Source organism: Sphingobacterium spiritivorum ATCC 33861, assembly GCF_000143765.1.
GTDB lineage: Bacteria > Bacteroidota > Bacteroidia > Sphingobacteriales > Sphingobacteriaceae > Sphingobacterium > Sphingobacterium spiritivorum.
Map to the genome: position 1 here is coordinate 1910174 of NZ_GL379770.1, position 16328 is coordinate 1926501.

Annotated in this window: 17 protein-coding genes; 11 read left to right on the forward strand and 6 right to left on the reverse strand. The window is 39.9% G+C overall.

The window, feature by feature from the left end; genetic code table 11:
* The first annotated feature begins 9 nt into the window (after window positions 1-9).
* The 4 genes from HMPREF0766_RS08365 to HMPREF0766_RS08380 all read left to right on the forward strand — a co-directional run bounded on the left by HMPREF0766_RS08365 (window position 10) and on the right by HMPREF0766_RS08380 (window position 3544).
* A complete protein-coding gene (locus HMPREF0766_RS08365; RefSeq protein WP_002995597.1) occupies window positions 10-711 on the forward strand; it encodes a hypothetical protein in 702 nt (233 codons plus the stop codon).
* A 110-nt stretch (window positions 712-821) separates the two neighbouring features.
* A complete protein-coding gene (locus HMPREF0766_RS08370; protein WP_002995598.1) occupies window positions 822-1238 on the forward strand; it encodes an Rrf2 family transcriptional regulator in 417 nt (138 codons plus the stop codon).
* 7 nt (window positions 1239-1245) lie between these two features.
* Window positions 1246-1896 (forward strand): NAD(P)-dependent oxidoreductase, encoded by a 651-nt coding sequence (locus HMPREF0766_RS08375; protein WP_002995599.1) that lies wholly within the window; start codon window positions 1246-1248, stop codon window positions 1894-1896.
* A gap of 166 nt (window positions 1897-2062) precedes the next feature.
* Window positions 2063-3544: an amino acid permease gene (locus tag HMPREF0766_RS08380; protein WP_002995600.1), complete on the forward strand. Its 1482-nt coding sequence runs from the start codon at window positions 2063-2065 to the stop codon at window positions 3542-3544.
* Window positions 3545-3652: 108 nt separating this feature from the next.
* Here the strand turns inward: HMPREF0766_RS08380 and HMPREF0766_RS08385 are convergent, their stop codons facing one another.
* Complete coding sequence (locus tag HMPREF0766_RS08385) at window positions 3653-5116, reverse strand: aminoacyl-histidine dipeptidase (protein ID WP_002995601.1); 1464 nt, start codon at window positions 5114-5116, stop codon at window positions 3653-3655.
* A gap of 65 nt (window positions 5117-5181) precedes the next feature.
* Here HMPREF0766_RS08385 and HMPREF0766_RS08390 point away from each other — a divergent pair, with 65 nt between their 5' ends.
* The gene (locus HMPREF0766_RS08390; protein ID WP_002995602.1) at window positions 5182-5778 is read left to right on the forward strand and encodes a sugar O-acetyltransferase; all 597 of its coding nucleotides are present in this window, start codon (window positions 5182-5184) and stop codon (window positions 5776-5778) included.
* Here HMPREF0766_RS08390 and HMPREF0766_RS08395 read toward each other — a convergent pair.
* Window positions 5775-6347 carry a 2'-5' RNA ligase family protein gene (locus tag HMPREF0766_RS08395; protein WP_236590492.1) on the reverse strand — a complete coding sequence of 191 codons (573 nt, stop codon included), beginning with the start codon at window positions 6345-6347 and terminating at the stop codon, window positions 5775-5777. The two genes, HMPREF0766_RS08390 and HMPREF0766_RS08395, sit on opposite strands and share 4 nt — an antisense overlap.
* A gap of 218 nt (window positions 6348-6565) precedes the next feature.
* Between HMPREF0766_RS08395 and HMPREF0766_RS08400 the strand changes: the two genes are divergently transcribed.
* The 3 genes from HMPREF0766_RS08400 to HMPREF0766_RS08410 all read left to right on the forward strand — a co-directional run bounded on the left by HMPREF0766_RS08400 (window position 6566) and on the right by HMPREF0766_RS08410 (window position 8863).
* Window positions 6566-7429 (forward strand): DUF4846 domain-containing protein, encoded by an 864-nt coding sequence (locus HMPREF0766_RS08400; protein WP_002995605.1) that lies wholly within the window; start codon window positions 6566-6568, stop codon window positions 7427-7429.
* A 71-nt stretch (window positions 7430-7500) separates the two neighbouring features.
* Window positions 7501-8343: a universal stress protein gene (locus tag HMPREF0766_RS08405; RefSeq protein WP_002995608.1), complete on the forward strand. Its 843-nt coding sequence runs from the start codon at window positions 7501-7503 to the stop codon at window positions 8341-8343.
* Window positions 8344-8389: 46 nt separating this feature from the next.
* Window positions 8390-8863: a copper resistance protein NlpE gene (locus HMPREF0766_RS08410; protein ID WP_002995610.1), complete on the forward strand. Its 474-nt coding sequence runs from the start codon at window positions 8390-8392 to the stop codon at window positions 8861-8863.
* Window positions 8864-9048: 185 nt separating this feature from the next.
* On the opposite strand, the gene HMPREF0766_RS08415 is transcribed toward HMPREF0766_RS08410, so the two are convergent.
* The 3 genes from HMPREF0766_RS08415 to HMPREF0766_RS08425 form a co-directional block, all read right to left on the reverse strand.
* Window positions 9049-10128 (reverse strand): acyl-CoA dehydrogenase family protein, encoded by a 1080-nt coding sequence (locus HMPREF0766_RS08415; RefSeq protein WP_002995611.1) that lies wholly within the window; start codon window positions 10126-10128, stop codon window positions 9049-9051.
* 59 nt (window positions 10129-10187) lie between these two features.
* Window positions 10188-10826, reverse strand: a complete 639-nt coding sequence (gene pnuC / locus HMPREF0766_RS08420) for a nicotinamide riboside transporter PnuC (protein ID WP_002995613.1) — start codon at window positions 10824-10826, stop codon at window positions 10188-10190.
* A 224-nt stretch (window positions 10827-11050) separates the two neighbouring features.
* A complete protein-coding gene (locus HMPREF0766_RS08425; RefSeq protein WP_002995614.1) occupies window positions 11051-12547 on the reverse strand; it encodes a malate:quinone oxidoreductase in 1497 nt (498 codons plus the stop codon).
* Between the two features lie 240 nt (window positions 12548-12787).
* Between HMPREF0766_RS08425 and fabG the strand changes: the two genes are divergently transcribed.
* Window positions 12788-13531, forward strand: coding sequence for a 3-oxoacyl-[acyl-carrier-protein] reductase (gene fabG, locus HMPREF0766_RS08430; RefSeq protein WP_002995617.1), 744 nt, complete (start codon window positions 12788-12790; stop codon window positions 13529-13531).
* A gap of 211 nt (window positions 13532-13742) precedes the next feature.
* Window positions 13743-14720, forward strand: coding sequence for a LuxE/PaaK family acyltransferase (locus HMPREF0766_RS08435; RefSeq protein ID WP_002995618.1), 978 nt, complete (start codon window positions 13743-13745; stop codon window positions 14718-14720).
* 3 nt (window positions 14721-14723) lie between these two features.
* Here HMPREF0766_RS08435 and ypfJ read toward each other — a convergent pair whose 3' ends face one another.
* Window positions 14724-15593 carry a KPN_02809 family neutral zinc metallopeptidase gene (gene ypfJ / locus HMPREF0766_RS08440; RefSeq protein WP_002995619.1) on the reverse strand — a complete coding sequence of 290 codons (870 nt, stop codon included), beginning with the start codon at window positions 15591-15593 and terminating at the stop codon, window positions 14724-14726.
* Between the two features lie 131 nt (window positions 15594-15724).
* Between ypfJ and HMPREF0766_RS08445 the strand changes: the two genes are divergently transcribed.
* On the forward strand, window positions 15725-16303 hold the full coding sequence (locus HMPREF0766_RS08445) for a PhnA domain-containing protein (protein WP_002995620.1): 579 nt from the start codon (window positions 15725-15727) through the stop codon (window positions 16301-16303).
* The last annotated feature ends 25 nt before the right edge of the window (window positions 16304-16328 follow it).

The following is a 16328-nucleotide window of genomic DNA, read 5'->3' on the forward strand; positions in this document are numbered from 1 at the left end:
AAACGTACTATGCTGTTAAAGTCCTCTTTACTGAAGAAACTATCTGGAATGATCGGAATCCTGTTTATAATGGTAACCAATACCTATGCGCAAAAAATAAACGGTATAATCTACGATTTGGAAAGCAGTGAACCTATCTCCAATGTCAGCATACAAAACCTCAAATCAGCGGTCAAGTCTTTCTCTGATAAGGATGGAAAATTTAGTATTGATGCCGCAATGGGTGAAAGACTTTCTCTTTTTGTCAACGGCTATACTCCGGATACCATTTTTCTGTATCAGGAAGGCGTACAACGTGTATATATGATGCGCGATGGCAAATCTATTGTCCTTAATGAAGCTTTAGTAACCCGACTTACAGATTCCAGACTGGATGAAGAGATTAGAAAAGCTAAAGAACAGGGACAAATAGCAAATGCAAGTCAGTATCAGGGCGGAATACGCGTATCTCCATCCCGTCTTTTTGGCAAAAAAGGAAAGGCTGCACGTAAGAATCTGGAAATTCTGGTATTGGAGAAAAATAACCGAATTATCGATCGCAGATTCTCAGACAAACTTATCGCCTCCCTCACTCCTCTTGAAGCCGACGAGATCCCATTGTTCAGAGAACAATTCAGACCATCACTCGATTTTATAGAAACTGTGAATGACGAAACGCTGAAACTCTACGTATTGGATTCATACAAGAAATATAAAAGTAATAAAAAATAAAACTGTTAACCTTCTATTGTCATAGAAGGTTAATTTTTACACAAAACTGTAACAAAAATTATTACAGTATAATTTTAACCACTATATTTGCACAACAAAAACAAAGAGCCATGTTCAGTAATTTACATTTTGCCACTGCTACACATATTATTGCCCTCCTGATGCTGGAGCGGGATACGTGGTTATCATCGGACTATATAGCCGGAAGTATTAATATAAATCCGGTAGTTGTACGCAAAGAGATCAGAAAACTCAAAGAAGCACAACTTGTTATAAGTAAAGAAGGAAAAAACGGCGGTGTGCGAATAGCAGAAGACATAAACAAAAAAACACTTGCGGATGTTTATAAAGCAACACTGGCATCAGATGAAAAGGGTAAATACAACAATCCGAATCCCAATTGTCCGGTGGGAAAAAACATCAACAACTATCTTACAATCGTATATAACGATATTGAAGAACAACACATTGCCTATTTAAATCAAATCAGTATTCAGGATTTATCCTCATATTTTAACAATAAATAATAAAAAAATGAAAGTAGCATTAATCGGAGCTTCAGGATATGTAGGTTCACATATCTTAAAAGAATTAGTACATAGAGGACATCATGTAACCGCTATAGCAAGAAACACAGATCAGATAGAGAAGAATGAACATATTCTCGCTGTACAAAATGATGTCAATGACAGCAATGCACTGGCAGCTATCCTCAAAGGAAGCGATGCTGTGATCTCTGCATACAATGCAGGATGGACCAATCCATCCATCTATGAAGATTATACTGCCGGAGCCAGATCTATTCAGGAAGCCGTAGAACACGCAGGTATCAAGAGGTTTATCGTAATCGGTGGTGCAGGGAGTTTGCTTACCGAAGCGGGAACAAGAATTGTAGATGCTCCTGATTTTCCGGCAGAGATCAAACCGGGAGCGCTGGCTGCTGCAGATTACTACGAAGTCATCCGCAGATCCAATGACCTGGACTGGACCTTATTCAGTCCGGCTATCGAGATGAGCCCTGCCTCTCCGGGTACACGAACAGGTACTTATCGCACAGATCTTGATCATCCGGTGACCGATCAGGAAGGTCGCTCACGTCTGTCTGTAGAAGATGTAGCTGTTGCAATAGTCGATGAGTTGGAGAAACCACAGTTTATCAAAAAGCGTTTCACAGCTGCTTATTAAGATATATTTAAAAAAAACAGAAAGGGAAGAAGATTTTCTTCCCTTTTTTCATTTAAAAATCTATTTTTGGTATAGAATTACTTGTACTAACCAATGAGTAATAAATATTAAGATTCAAAAACTGGAAAAACAAGTGTATTAATCATTATTCTAATCAAAATTATAAATGCTTTTTAAAAAATCAATCACTCAATTAGTCTCAGAGGCCCACGAGAGTGGCGAGCACACCCTGAAAAGAACCTTGTCCAGTACAGGGCTGGTTGCCCTTGGCGTTGGAGCCATTATTGGTGCAGGATTATTTTCACTGACGGGAATGGCAGCAGCTGATAATGCAGGGCCGGCAGTTATGCTTTCCTTTATTATAGCCGCAGTAGGCTGTGCTTTTGCAGGACTTTGTTATGCAGAATTTGCATCTATGATTCCGGTCGCAGGCAGTGCTTACACATACTCTTATGCAACTATGGGGGAATTGGTAGCATGGATCATCGGATGGGATTTGGTATTAGAATATGCACTTGCAAGTGCCACGGTAGCCGTGAGCTGGTCTCAGTACTTCGGGGAGTTGCTGAAAATATTCGGCATGAGTATACCCGATGAATTCCTGCATGGCCCATGGGAAGGCGGATATGTCAATATTCCGGCAATCATTATTGTCTGCCTCTTGTCTCTGTTACTGATAAGAGGTACCAAAGAATCATCTACAGTAAACAATCTGCTGGTTATTCTTAAAGTATCTGTGGTTTTGATTTTTATCGGTTTAGGCTGGTCATTTATCAACCCGGCAAATCATACTCCGTTTATCCCTGCAAATGAAGGTGAAGAATTATTGAAAAGCGGAAAAATCGGCTGGGGAGAATTCTTTAAAGATGGTTATTTCGGCAACTTTGGTATTTCCGGAGTTTTCAGAGCAGCAGGAGTTTTATTTTTCGCCTTTGTTGGTTTTGATGCAGTGAGTACAGCAGCACAGGAAGCCAAGAACCCTAAAAAAGGAATGCCAGTCGGTATCATCGGTTCATTGGTCATCTGCACTATACTATATGTATTATTCTCGTATGTTATGACCGGATTAGCAAACTATACAGAATTCAAAGGTGACGCAAAACCTGTAGCTACAGCATTTGCCAAGACCGGATATCACTTCCTGAATACAGCTCTTATTATTACCATCATCAGTGGTTACACTTCTGTCATTCTGGTTATGCTCTTAGGCCAAAGCCGTGTATTTTACTCTATGAGTAAAGACGGTTTGCTTCCGGCTCTTTTCTCTCATCTCGGAAAAAATCAGACACCATGGAAAACCAATGTTATTTTTATGATTTTCGTCAGTCTTTTTGCCGGATTTGTACCGGTCTCTGATTTGGGACATATGGTAAGTATCGGCACTCTTTTTGCCTTTACTTTAGTATGTATCGGTATTCTGGTACTGAGAAAAACAGCTCCGGATATCGAGCGTCCATTCCGTACACCTTTAGTGCCGTTGATCCCGATCCTTGGCGTTATCGTATGTGTGACAATGATGGCATCATTGCCGATCCAGAGTTGGGAGCGGTTAGGGATCTGGCTTGGAATAGGAATGATTATCTATTTTATTTACGGTAAAAAGCACAGTAAGATTCGCAAACAGCATGAACAAGGATTGAAAAATTAATATCCTGAAACAAAGCAAATGATATACAAAAGGGCAGTCTATATATTTTAGACTGCCCTTTCTCTTTGACCGGATCAAAGATGTATATGCTGTGCCATCTGCACCCCTTTACTTTTTGGGAATGTTTACCAGGATCTCCTGTATAAATGCCCAGAATTTCTGAACGGATGATATAGATACGCGCTCAGCCGGTGAATGTGCTCCAAGGATAGTCGGGCCGAAGGAAATCATATCCATACCCGGATAATTACGTCCCAGAATACCGCATTCCAGACCTGCATGGCAGGCAACTACCTCCGGTTTCTCGTGATATTGTTTCTCATAGATATCCTTAAGTACCTGCAGGATCTGCGAATTAGCATCAGGAGTCCAGCCCGGATAATCTCCGGAAAAACCAACCTCCGCTCCCATCAGTTCAAATGTAGATTTCAACGCGTTTGCCAGGTCGTATTTAGAAGATTCAACGGAGGATCTGGTCAGACATTTTATCGTGATCTTGCCATCCTTCACCTCTATATTCGCTATATTATTGGATGTTTCGACCAGATCTGCGAAATCCGCACTCATACGGTACACACCGTTATGAGCGGCATATACTGCTTTGATAAGTTGTTCCTGTACATCCAGTGGCAAAATAGTGACCGGAGTATGTTCTTGCTGATCAATAACAATTTCAAGACCTGCATCCACACTTTTGTATTCTGCTTTGATCGCCTGGATCACAATGTCAGCAGCTGAAATAAAGTGCTGAACCTGTTCCTGCGGTAATACGACTTTAGCAACACTTTCTCTGGGAATAGCATTTCTCAGACCGCCCCCTTTTATTTCCGACAAACGAAGCCCAAATCCGGCGTGCGTACCAAACAAGACTCTGTTCATAATCTTATTGGCATTTCCCAGACCTTTATGAATCTCCATACCGGAATGCCCGCCATTCAGTCCTTTTACCGTAATTGTCAATCCCGCATATCCGTTTAATACAGGTTCAGAACTGTAACTCTTTGTTGCAGTGACATCCACACCACCGGCACAGCCGATATCAATTTCTGTATCATCTTCTGTATCCAGATTCAAGAGTATTTCTCCTTGCAGAACTCCACCCTCCAGACCGAATGCACCAGTCATACCGGTTTCTTCATCTATTGTAAAAAGGGCATCTATAGCCGGGTGAGCCAGCTCCTTTGATTCCAGAATAGCCATAATAGTCGCCACCCCTATTCCATTGTCAGCCCCCAAAGTAGTGCCGTCTGCTTTTACCCAGTCGCCATCGATCAGCATCCTGATTCCGTCTGCGTCAAAATCAAACACGGTATCGTTATTCTTTTGATGTACCATATCCAGATGCGATTGCAGGACGATTCCCTTACGATCTTCCATACCTGCTGTAGCAGGTTTTCGGATCACGACATTTCCGGTTTTATCAGTGATGGTTTCCAGGCCTAATGATTTTCCAAAATCCTGTATAAAAGCAATTACCCTCTCCTCTTTTTTAGAAGCTCGGGGTACTGCATTTAAAGCATTAAAATTTTTCCAAATCGACTGTGGTTGTAATTGTAATATTTCCTGATTCATAGTATCTGAATTATGTCACAAAGGTAAGGATTATAAACGACGATAAAATTTTCTATCTTGGGAACATGAAAACCGCTAAAGAACTTATGCTTTCTTCTGAGCCTTACCGCGCAATGGGAAAGGAATTATTCGAGGACCGTCAATATGCAAAGGAAGAATTGTACAAATACAATTCATTAGCTCCTTCAAAAATCAGGGAGCGGAATCAGATCATCAAAAAATTATTTGCGAAGACAGGTAGTCGTCTTTTTATTGAACCACCCTTTAGATGTGATTATGGATATAATATAGAAATAGGTGATAATTTTTATGCGAACTATAATTGTACTATCCTCGATGGCGCTAAAGTCAGCATAGGTGAGAATGTCATGTTTGCACCCAATGTAAGTTTATTTACAGCAGGCCACCCTATACATGCAACACCCCGTAATGAAGGATGGGAATATGCCTTTCCTATTATTATAGGAGACAATGTATGGATTGGAGGTAATGTAGTAATTAACCCGGGCGTCATGATCGGTGAGAATACAGTCATAGGTGCCGGTTCGGTAGTCACAAGGGATATTCCGGCAAATGTCATTGCTGTAGGCAATCCCTGCCGTGTACTTCGTCCGATTACGGACGAAGACAAGCAATATTATTTCAGGGACAAAAAATTTTAGCTGATATCCAGTCTGAATTGGGCAGGTGTAGCCGGCATTTTGCTTCCAAATTTAAATTCATCTGCGAATTGGTATTGACTGGATCCTTTATCGTAGATACGTAATACCACACGATCACAGAAAAAATTGAGACTGATGCTCTCAAACCTTTCCAATGCAATTGCCAGTTTATCTGCATTGAGTTTTCGGGCAATACTCATATGCGGATCGTTACTTTTCCGGATATTTTTAGCATTCAGAGATCCGACAAAACGATTCATAATATTCTTCAGATAATTCTTGGAATAATCCGTAGGAGCAATGAAAAATGCTCCGTTTTGCGGAAACGCCTCATACTTATCCAGATAGACATAATCCGGACGTTCGGTATCAGCCAGCTGTCTGATTTTACGTTTGATAAATTCCAACTCGGCATCTGTAGCATTGAACTCTAAAATAGTAATATGAGCATCCGAATTTTTACTATTGTACCAACCGATTATATTGGCCAATGCTTCTTTGAGATGACGGACCAGACTCATAGAACGAGAACACGGCAGGAAAACCAGCGAATAATGTTTACTTTCCATAGTTATAATAAATTGAACCTATAATAATTGACAGTACTATAACGAATGAATTGTAGAAAAAGTTTACAGATGAATACTTACACCGCAATTGAAACAAACTTGTTACTTAACAAACTTTAACATTATTTATCAATTTTCGCACTCTGCATGCACCACTTAAATTTCAAAATGCTACATAAATTTGCTATTTTGATATTATAAATTTAAACTAAAAATATATGATGCTGCATTTCTTTCATACCCTTCTGCTTATCCCCTCTTTGATATTATCTGCTACAGCTTGTCAATCCGGCAGCGGTAATGCCGAATCTGACATAGCAAATCGTGATTCTCTGCCCTCCGAAAACTATGTGTCGGATGAAGGTTACAATACAGCCTGGATCAATTCAGAAGGCGCAACTGTAAAAGATCGTTTTATCACGCCTGATGGATACCAGCGCAAAGCCTACAAGGCCGGTGAATTTGGTTATTTTCTACAACATCTGCCCCTGAAGAAGATGGGATCTGAGGTCTTATACTACAATGGTAACGTCAAAGCTCAAAATAAAATATATGTCAGTGTAGTCAATCTTCCTATCGGCACAAGAGATCTCCATCAATGTGCAGATGCTGTCATGCGGTTAAGGGCAGACTACCTGTACCAGCAAAAAAGATTTAAGGAAATTCACTTCAACTTCTTATCTGATGCGAAGCCCCGTTATTATACAGACTATATTAAAGGTGACTATAGTGCAAAAAAATACTGGAAGTATATGGAATACATATTTGCATATGCCAACACAGCCTCACTCCATGATGAATTACCTGCCGTGTCCTCTGTCCGTAATATTAAAATCGGAGACACATTTATTCAAAAGGGAAATCCAATAGGACACGCCATCATTGCGGTAGATATGGCCGAAAATGAGCAGGGAGAAAAATTGGTGCTCCTTGCACAAAGCTACATGCCTGCACAGGAAATACAGATATTAAATAACCCTAATGACCCCAAACTAAGCCCCTGGTATAAGCTGAAAGACGGGGTAATTCTAACTCCGGAATGGAAATTTAAAAGTGAAAATCTCAAGACCTGGAAAAACTAAACACAATAACATTTGCAATTACACCTCAAAATCAGTAACTTAATAGGATTCTACATCATCACATTTGTGCTATGAAACGTATTCTATTCCCTACCGATTTTTCAGAAGCTGCAAACAATGCATTTGTTTATGCGCTTCAACTTGCTAAAAGTATAGATGCATCTCTTTACATCCTGCATGTCTACGAATTGCCGATTTATTCCAGCATGTATGCAGGGCAGTTGGATTATGTACAGCAGATTTATCAGTCTATAGAACTGGCCCAATTTGACAATTACAAAGACAACGTTCCGCAATTACATGAGATCGCTAAAAAGTACAACCTTGAAGATATAGAGATGTACTTTGTTTTTGAAAAAGGACTGTTTCTGGATTCGATCAAACGGGTTATTAAACGTGACCAGATCGATATGATTGTAATGGGCACCACTGGCTTGAATTCAGCCAACACCACACTCATAGGTTCCAATACCGTCAATCTTATTCGTTCTGTATCACAGCCCGTATTCAGCATTCCGAGACTGGCAAAATTTGATGGAATCAAAGCTATAGGATTTACCACCCTCTTCAGAGAGGCCGATAAGAAACCTTTAGCTGAGATTTTGAAACTGGCCGATTATTTTGATGCAAAAGTTGAAGTATTACACATCAAGACAAAGGAAAATGAAGATATTGAATCTCAGGCAGAGGCATGGAAACAACAATTCAACAATTCTCGTCTGACATTTTCAATATTACCGGCCACATCTGTGGAAGAGAGAGTATTGGAATTTATTATGGAGCATAAAATTGATTTTCTGGCCATTGTAAAACGCAACCGTAACTTCTTTGATCGCTTATTCACTTCCAGTATGAGTCAGAAACTAGCCTATCATTCTACAATACCTATATTAGTTATTCGCGAAGAAGCATAAAGGAACGGTTTTTGCAAATTATCAGGTACATCAAAAGAAAACAAATATGAAGAAATTGATTTTAAGTATCACAGGAGCTGCATTGGTTTTAATTTCTTGTCAAAACGCATCTACAACTACAACATCCGAAAAAAGTGATTCAATAGCGGCTTTAGTAAAAAAAGATTCAGCAGGAGAATTTTCAAATCCGGATCCGGCTCATAACAGCCAGAATGCATTGGACTGGGACGGGGAATATGAAGGCGTGTTACCATGCGCGGACTGTGAAGGCATCAAGACAAATGTAATCCTGCATAAGGATAATACGTATTCACTTGTATCGGAATATTTAGGAAAAAAGTCAACGTTTAAAGAAGAAGGTAAGTTTACATGGGATGATAGTGGAAGTGTCGTTACACTGAAACTTAAAGACGGAACAAATAAATTTAAAGTGCAGGAAGGATCACTAAAAATGCTGGATCAGGAAGGAAATGTCATCACCGGATCACTTGAAGCAAATTATATACTTAAGAAAGTTTAAGAATTAAAAGTCCATATCATAAAAAGAGCTGATTTAAATCGTAAAACAGCTCTTTTTATATTACTCATTTTGTGTGCTTCCGATCTCCTTTCTAAGGAGAGATCCCGATATAATCGGGAGTGAGGTTTCTAACCTTTGGTAAAGAATCGACCGGTTAAGCACGATTAATATCTCTTCGAATGCACTTAATCTGTCTTTAGCAGCAAACTATGCTGCGAAGCAGTAAAAATATTCCGGAATACAATATTTAATTCTGATTCCCGCTGAGCAGCAGCAATACCACAATAAGGAAAAAAGGCAGTCACTTTACTGCGGATAAAAGACACCATATCTCGGCTTTGAGTTTCAATACGGGCATAGCATACCGCGTCGCTCTCTCCATCAACAAGTTTGCTCCACGAAATATCCATTTCTGTCCATATTTCCTGTTGCATTTTATCATAAAGAACCACCGTCTGATCCAGATGATCTTTTACCGAAACACCAAATTTTTCCTGCCATCCGGATTGTTTGGATTTATGTTGAAACAGTTCCACGACCAGATCCAGAAAGCGTTCAAACATACCCATGTAATTGGCTAAGAGTGTCAACGCTGCAAATGGCATAAACGGATACTGATATATCGGATCTGCTAAGGTAGCTTTTTCAGGCACTAATGAATAGACCTGATTGTCTGCAATAAACACATTATCCAGTTTAAAACTATGGCTTGCCGTACTTTCCAAACCGAATGTATTCCAGTCCCTTATCAACTCTGCATCTGTGTGATCTGCAAAGATGGTAATAAAAGAAGTCTGTCCTTTTTCATCCGCACATGCTGCATCTCCGTCAAATACGGGAACATTTGCGGTAAAATGAGTTAAATGCGGAGATCCGGTAGCGTATTTCCATACACCGGAAACGAGGTATCCCTCTTCAGTTTTATAAGCCCTGCCGGAGCACATACCGCTTCCGCCAAAACACACTTTTGCATCTGAAAAAACAGACTTTCCTTTTTCCGTATCTATAAAACCTACAAACAGATTTGCTCCCGAACATAGGGTTATTGTCCAGGCCAGACTACCATCAATATAGGCGAGATCCCGAAGAAAGCGTACCCCTTCTGATAATTTCAATCCTAGCCCACCCAATTCCTGTGGTACCCATATTTTAAACCATTTTTCCTGATAAGCGAGGTCCAACTGTGCGCTTGTCAATTGCTGCTGTGCTATAGCAGCATGAATCTGCGATTCAAGTATGTGCTTCTGATCTTTCGTAATCTGCATAATATTATAAGAGCTGTATGTTATCTCTATGAAATTTATTTAAAACGGAGATATAGATATCAAATCTTTTGATCCCCCTTTACTGTGGAAAGCGCATGATTTTTCATCATCTTTTTCCAGTTGAAATACCCAAAAAATGCAACCGTAAATAAATAAAAGGTAAGAATAGCGTAAAGCAACAAACCTTTGTGATAGAGCAAAGGAATCGCAAACAGATTGCTGATATTGAGTAGTATCCAATTCTCAAGTTTACGCCTGGCAAGCAGCCACATTCCTGCCCAGGCTGTAGCGGATACCCACGCATCCCACAAAGGCACATCCGAATCTGTGTAACGGGTCAGAAAATAATAAAAAATGGCAAATGCGGTTCCTACAATCAAGACAACAATACCCCAGTCTTTTCCCGAACAAGATGTAATCGGCTTCTGAGCTGCGTCCTTATTTGAAATCCAATACCACCATCCGTAAATACTCATAATTAGATAATACATATTAAGAGCAATCTCCGCATAGAGTTTAGCCTCATAAAGTACAATCATGGTCACTATAACACTGATGATACCAAATAAGTAATTAGAAACTTTGTTGTTTTTGGATAACATGACTTGTGTAACTCCTGCGGATACACCTAACCATTGCAACCATGATATTTCCAGAACCTGTTGCCAAAGGTGCTGTAGAATAGATAATATTTCCATTTAAAAGTGTGTAATGATTATATACGCACCTATGGATCTGGCTAAATTTAAAAACAAATATAAACGAAATTAAATCCCTACGCCGGCATTATCCGGATCAGGTATATATTACAGACGGACGAGGAATTGTCCGTCTGTAATATTGGGTATAATCTCAGCCTGTTTCATAACAACAAAACATGTGTTCTGCTGTCTAAAGCACCCCATAAGTAAAATTCAATAGACTAATCTAATTTCAGCGCTTTTTGTGTACGCGCACGTGTCGTTTTGCAAAGCTCCGGATCAGCTGCAAGAGATTGTCCCCATGTGGGGATCATTTCTCTTAATTTATCTCTGTATTCCTGCGTTTTTGCACGGTCAGGAAAACATTTTTTCAATAATTCAACCATGATCTTTACAGAAGTAGATGCTCCGGGAGAAGCGCCTAGCAAGGCTGCTAACGATCCGTCAGCGCTTGCGACTACTTCAGTTCCGAACTCCAGTACACCTCCGTGTTTCTTATCCTTTTTGATAACCTGTACACGTTGTCCTGCGACTTCAAGAGCCCAGTCCTCCTGTTTTGCATTCGGCATGTATTCTTTTAGAGACTCCAGCTTATCTTTCGGACTCTTCATGACTTCGGTAATCAGATATTTGGTCAGATCCATATTATCCCATCCTGCTGCAAGCATAGGACGGATATTGCTGAGTTTGATAGATGCCGGTAAATCGAAGAAAGATCCTTTTTTCAGAAACTTCGTCGAAAACCCTGCGTAAGGACCAAATAATAAAGCCTGTTTGCCATCAATGTATCGTGTATCCAAATGAGGAACAGACATTGGCGGAGCACCTACAGACGCTTTACCATATACTTTAGCATGGTGTTTAGCTATGACTTCTTCATTCGTGCATCGCAACCATTGTCCCCCTACCGGGAATCCTCCGTAACCTTTTGCTTCCGGAATGCCGGATTTTTCAAGGAGTAATAAAGAATGTCCCCCTGCTCCTATAAAAACAAACTGTGCCTTTAAATCTCTTTTCTTTCCTGTTTTGATATCTTTTACTTCTATTTCCCATCGGCCATCACCTTCCCGTTCAATATCTTTCACTTCATGCTCGAGTTTCAGAGAGAAGTTATCTTTTGTCACCAGATGATCAATCAGATCTCTTGTCAGTGATCCAAAATTAACATCAGTACCGATATCCATTTTGGTAGCGGCTATTTTATCTCCTTCCGGACGTCCTTCCATCACCAAAGGGATCCACTCTTTCAATACCTCCGGATCTTCAGAATACTCCATTCCTTTGAATAATGTATTTTCAATCATCGTAGCATGGCGTCTTTTCAGAAACTCCACATTACGTTCACCAAAAACACAACTCATATGCGGTATACTGCGAATAAATCCTTCCGGATCTTTGATAATTCCTTTTTCGACAAGGTATGTCCAGAATTGTTTTGAAATTTCAAAGGATTCAGCAATACTGATAGCTTTCTTTATATCGACGGAACCATCTGCTTTTTGAGGCGTATAGTTCAGTTCGCATAATGCAGAATGTCCTGTACCTGCATTATTCCAGGCATCTGAACTTTCAGCAGCGACCAGATCCAACCGCTCAAACATTTCAATCTTAACATGTGGGTTTAATTCATTGATCAATGTACCCAAAGTAGCGCTCATGATACCGGCGCCTATTAATACGACGTCTACGTCTTCGTAATTTTTCTTGCTTTTACCCATGTCTCTGTGATTGTTGCAAATTTACTATTCAATTTGGTTTATTACCAATGGTTTTGTCAAATTTCTTTCATTAAACTACATTTTTATCAAAAACAGCCCTTTTCTTTTTTGAGATTGACAAATACCGCTGATTCAATACTTTTCTTTCATTTTCTTTTCTTAAAAAATTGGTAATATAAGCGGATTTTAACATTTTTGCTGTTGATCTGTTAAATTGTAAATAGCATTATTAAATAACGTATGAAATTATTGGAAGGAAAAACGGCGCTTGTAACAGGTGCATCCAAAGGTATTGGCAGAAAGATTGCAGAGGTTTTTGCACAAAATGGAGCAAATGTAGCGTTTACGTATTTGTCATCAGTTGAAAAAGGACAGGCATTGGAACAAGAGCTGCAGGCTTTTGGAACTCAGGTCAAAGGATACCGCTCTGACGCTTCAAAATTTGAAGAAGCAGAAAAACTGATTAACGATATCGTAGCAGACTTCGGAACAGTTGACATCGTGGTAAATAATGCAGGAATTACCAAAGACGGTCTTCTAATGCGTATGACAGAAGAAAACTGGGATGATGTCATCAATGTCAATCTCAAGTCCATCTTCAATGTGACTAAAGCAGCTTCTAAAGTTATGATGAAAAACCGTAAAGGTTCATTTATCAATATGTCTTCTGTAGTCGGTGTACAGGGTAATGCCGGTCAGGCAAATTATGCGGCATCTAAAGCCGGAATTATTGGTTTTTCCAAATCAGTGGCTAAGGAATTAGGTTCACGTAATATCCGTGCTAATGTTGTTGCTCCGGGTTTTATCCGTACAGAAATGACCGATGTACTGGATCCTAAAGTCGTTGCAGGATGGGAAGCAGGAATTCCGTTGAAACGCTCCGGAGATCCTGAAGAAGTGGCAAATGTATGTCTTTTCTTAGCTTCTGATTTGTCAGCTTACGTGACCGGACAGGTAATACCGGTAGATGGCGGCATGTTATAAGATAATCTTATAGTTCACTATAAAAAGAGCTATTAAAAAGCTGTTTTACAGCAATTTTAATAGCTCTTTTACTTTCCGGTAACAGCTGACTTCATCTAGCCAGATCATCTGCCGGCAAACAGCAGGTCGCCATAATGGGCTAACCCAAAACTGAGATATCTGTTGAAATGATCAGAAAAGATATGCTTATATTTGTATTTCAATACAGAAGATGGATACGCAACAGATATTTGAGATACAATCCGACAAGCAATTTAATGACAACTGCTTAAGCATATTCCGCTACCAATATGATCACTGCCAGACCTATAAGCAATATGTAGATTATCTGCATATAGATACTAAAGATATTGCTCACTATACACAGATTCCTTTCCTTCCCATAGAACTTTTCAAATCCCAGGAGATAATTACTTCCGGATCTGTTCCTCAGGTAACTTTTAGCAGCTCGGGAACAACAGGAATGATAACAAGCAAACATCTGGTCGTTGATGCAAAACTCTATGAAAGCTCTTTCAGAAAAGCTTTTAAGCAATTCTACGGTGATGTCAGGGATATAGCGGTTCTGGCTTTACTACCCTCTTATCTGGAACGTTCGGGATCTTCGCTCATCTATATGGTGGATGATCTGATCAAATCGAGTGAACAACCAGAATCCGGATATTTTCTGTACAACCATGCCGATTTATTCACGGTTTTACAAAAGCTGAAACAAAAAAACACAAAAACGATCTTATTCGGTGTAACCTATGCCCTTCTGGACTTTGTCGAAACATATGAAATCGATTTTCCGGGACTGATCATTATGGAAACAGGAGGAATGAAGGGAAAACGCAAAGAAATGATCCGGGAGGAAGTTCATGACCTGCTTCGTGAGGGATTTAACGTCCCTGCTATCCATTCCGAATATGGTATGACCGAGCTTCTCTCACAGGGATATTCCTATGGTAAAGGTATCTTTCAGCATCCGAACTGGATGAAGATACTCATCAGAGATACGAATGATCCCCTCACATTAATAGACAATAGCCGTACAGGAGCTATCAATGTCATCGACTTAGCCAATATTTATTCCTGCTCTTTTATTGCCACACAGGATTTGGGAAAAATCTATCCTGATGGTTCTTTTGAGGTATTAGGCAGATTTGATCAAAGTGATATCAGAGGCTGCAATCTTTTAGTGCAGTAGTTATTACCTCAGACTTCTGTCTGAGAATGTATCTCCGGCTTTAAGATCGCCTGTATCATATCCTTTCTTAAACCATCGCGCCCTTTGTTCGGAAGTGCCATGCGTAAATGACTCCGGGACAGCATACCCCTGCGCCTGCTCCTGCAGTTTATCATCTCCTACAGCCTCTGCTGCCTGCATCCCGTCTAATATATCATTGTAATCGATCTTAATATCAGATAACTGATTGACATAGTGTGCCCATACGCCTGCATAGAAATCCGCCTGCAACTCTGTCATTACACTGACTTTATTGTATTCGGATTCACTCATCTGCTGACGCATCTGATTCGTTTTATTTAACGTACCTACCAGATTCTGAATATGATGTCCTACTTCATGTGCTATCACATACGCTAAAGCAAATTCCCCCTTAGCGCCAAACTTTTGTTGTAACTCCTGATTAAAACTAAGGTCCAGATACACATTATGATCACCCGGGCAGTAAAAAGGTCCGTAGGAAGCTTTTCCTACACCACAACCTTCAGTTTGTGTACCCCCAGTGTATACAACCAGATCAGCTGTCTGGTAGGTCAGCCCATTATCTTTGAATACTTTTGTCCATACATCTTCCGTACTCGCTAATACTGTTCGGGAAAATGCAGTAAGTTGTTTTTCCTCTTCTGTAAGCTGTACTTCTCCCTGCTCCGTCTGCGGTGCGCCAACATTGGCATTTTGCAATTGTTCCATCAATTGTCCCGGATCACCCCCCATCAGAAAACCGATGACCAGAATAATCACACCGCCGATACCACCAATTGCAAATTTCTGTCCACCGGACATACCTCTTCTGTCTTGAAAATTATCGCTTTGACGACCGCCTTGCCATTTCATATACTTACATAATTAAAGTTGATTCAATTATACAAAATCTCTGCCATATCTGTACACGAATACAGTTATACGCTCAAATTAATTTATTAATCCCTTAAAATTGATTAATTTTAGGGATTTAATTATTAGGAATGACTTTAGAACAACAACTTATTGAAAGATCGGGCAACAAATGTGAACTGTGCAATGGTACAGAAAACCTAAGTGTATATGAAGTGCCTCCTGTATCTAATGCAAATACAGATAACAGTATCCTTGTATGTCAGGTATGTTTATCACAAATTGAAAAAAATGAAAGCCTGGATCCTGATCACTGGAAGATACTGTCAGAGACGATGTGGTCGGAGTACCCGCCTGTACAGGTAATGGCCTGGCGTATGCTGAGCAGACTTCGTAATGAAAGCTGGGCATCGGATAATCTGGAAATTCTGTATCTGGATGATGAAAATCTGGAGTGGGCAAAAAAAACCGGAGATCATGAGGCGGACAGTCACGTGGAATTTCATCAGGATTCTAATGGAACACGATTGTATGAAGGCGATACCGTTGTGCTGATCAAGACACTCGATGTAAAGGGTTCTTCTTTAAGTGCTAAATTAGGTACAGTTGTCAAAAACATCAGACTGGTTGCGGACAATACCGGCCAGATAGAAGGTAAAGTAGAAGGCCAGACAATTGTGATTCTGACTAAATACCTGAGAAAGGGATAAAAACTGCAGCATTAAACTTCTGTTT

Excerpts from the sequence above, each read along its gene's own strand:
- HMPREF0766_RS08365 (WP_002995597.1), top strand. The coding sequence starts at position 10 with ATGCTGTTAAAGTCCTCTTTACTGAAGAAACTATCTGGAATGATCGGA.
- HMPREF0766_RS08370 (WP_002995598.1), top strand. The coding sequence starts at position 822 with ATGTTCAGTAATTTACATTTTGCCACTGCTACACATATTATTGCCCTC.
- HMPREF0766_RS08375 (WP_002995599.1), top strand. The coding sequence starts at position 1,246 with ATGAAAGTAGCATTAATCGGAGCTTCAGGATATGTAGGTTCACATATC.
- HMPREF0766_RS08380 (WP_002995600.1), top strand. The coding sequence starts at position 2,063 with ATGCTTTTTAAAAAATCAATCACTCAATTAGTCTCAGAGGCCCACGAG.
- HMPREF0766_RS08385 (WP_002995601.1), bottom strand. The coding sequence starts at position 5,116 with ATGAATCAGGAAATATTACAATTACAACCACAGTCGATTTGGAAAAAT.
- HMPREF0766_RS08390 (WP_002995602.1), top strand. The coding sequence starts at position 5,182 with ATGAAAACCGCTAAAGAACTTATGCTTTCTTCTGAGCCTTACCGCGCA.
- HMPREF0766_RS08395 (WP_236590492.1), bottom strand. The coding sequence starts at position 6,347 with ATGGAAAGTAAACATTATTCGCTGGTTTTCCTGCCGTGTTCTCGTTCT.
- HMPREF0766_RS08400 (WP_002995605.1), top strand. The coding sequence starts at position 6,566 with ATGATGCTGCATTTCTTTCATACCCTTCTGCTTATCCCCTCTTTGATA.
- HMPREF0766_RS08405 (WP_002995608.1), top strand. The coding sequence starts at position 7,501 with ATGAAACGTATTCTATTCCCTACCGATTTTTCAGAAGCTGCAAACAAT.
- HMPREF0766_RS08410 (WP_002995610.1), top strand. The coding sequence starts at position 8,390 with ATGAAGAAATTGATTTTAAGTATCACAGGAGCTGCATTGGTTTTAATT.
- HMPREF0766_RS08415 (WP_002995611.1), bottom strand. The coding sequence starts at position 10,128 with ATGCAGATTACGAAAGATCAGAAGCACATACTTGAATCGCAGATTCAT.
- pnuC (WP_002995613.1), bottom strand. The coding sequence starts at position 10,826 with ATGGAAATATTATCTATTCTACAGCACCTTTGGCAACAGGTTCTGGAA.
- HMPREF0766_RS08425 (WP_002995614.1), bottom strand. The coding sequence starts at position 12,547 with ATGGGTAAAAGCAAGAAAAATTACGAAGACGTAGACGTCGTATTAATA.
- fabG (WP_002995617.1), top strand. The coding sequence starts at position 12,788 with ATGAAATTATTGGAAGGAAAAACGGCGCTTGTAACAGGTGCATCCAAA.
- HMPREF0766_RS08435 (WP_002995618.1), top strand. The coding sequence starts at position 13,743 with ATGGATACGCAACAGATATTTGAGATACAATCCGACAAGCAATTTAAT.
- ypfJ (WP_002995619.1), bottom strand. The coding sequence starts at position 15,593 with ATGAAATGGCAAGGCGGTCGTCAAAGCGATAATTTTCAAGACAGAAGA.
- HMPREF0766_RS08445 (WP_002995620.1), top strand. The coding sequence starts at position 15,725 with ATGACTTTAGAACAACAACTTATTGAAAGATCGGGCAACAAATGTGAA.